Origin of the sequence: Streptomyces hainanensis (genome assembly GCF_004348415.1) — a bacterium.
Taxonomy (GTDB): Bacteria; Actinomycetota; Actinomycetes; order Streptomycetales; family Streptomycetaceae; genus Streptomyces; species Streptomyces hainanensis.
Genome location: NZ_SMKI01000921.1, coordinates 1 through 589 on the forward strand (window position 1 = coordinate 1; position 589 = coordinate 589).

1 protein-coding gene is annotated in these 589 nt (G+C 68.1%); it reads left to right on the forward strand.

All coding sequences use genetic code 11. The features are described 5' to 3' along the window. Positions 1-185: 185 nt before the first annotated feature. The coding region (locus E1283_RS36825) for a DUF3662 domain-containing protein (RefSeq protein WP_132822460.1) at positions 186-589 on the forward strand (404 nt) is incomplete at its 3' end.

Below are 589 nucleotides of genomic sequence, written 5' to 3' on the forward strand. Positions count from 1 at the left end.
GCCCGATTCTCACCCACCCCGGGGCGTTCCCCGGGCGCATGCGCGACACTGTTCCTTGCCCGCCCCTACGATCCAGGGGTGGAGCGGTGCGCGCAGGGGAACCACCTGGTCGTCTCGCGCGTGGATACGATCAGTAAGCAGTACCACGCCGCGCGCACCGGGACACGGAGAAGGAGGTGCAGGACATGGGAGTGCTGAAGCGCTTCGAACAACGGCTGGAAGGCCTCGTCAACGGCACCTTCGCCAAGGTCTTCAAGTCCGAGGTCCAGCCGGTCGAGATCGCCGGTGCCCTGCAGCGCGAGTGCGACAACAACGCGGCCATCTGGAACCGGGAACGCACGGTCGTCCCCAACGACTTCATCGTCGAGCTCAGCTCGAGCGACTACCAGCGGCTCGCCCCCTACGCCAGCCAGCTCGGCGACGAGCTCGCCGCCATGGTCCGGGAGTACGCGAAGCAGCAGCGGTACACGTTCATGGGCGAGATCAAGGTCAATCTCGAACAGTCCGCCGCCCTGGACACCGGCCTGTACCGGGTGCGCAGCCGCACCCTCGCCTCCTCCACCTCCGCCGGCCAGGCACCGGCCCCGCC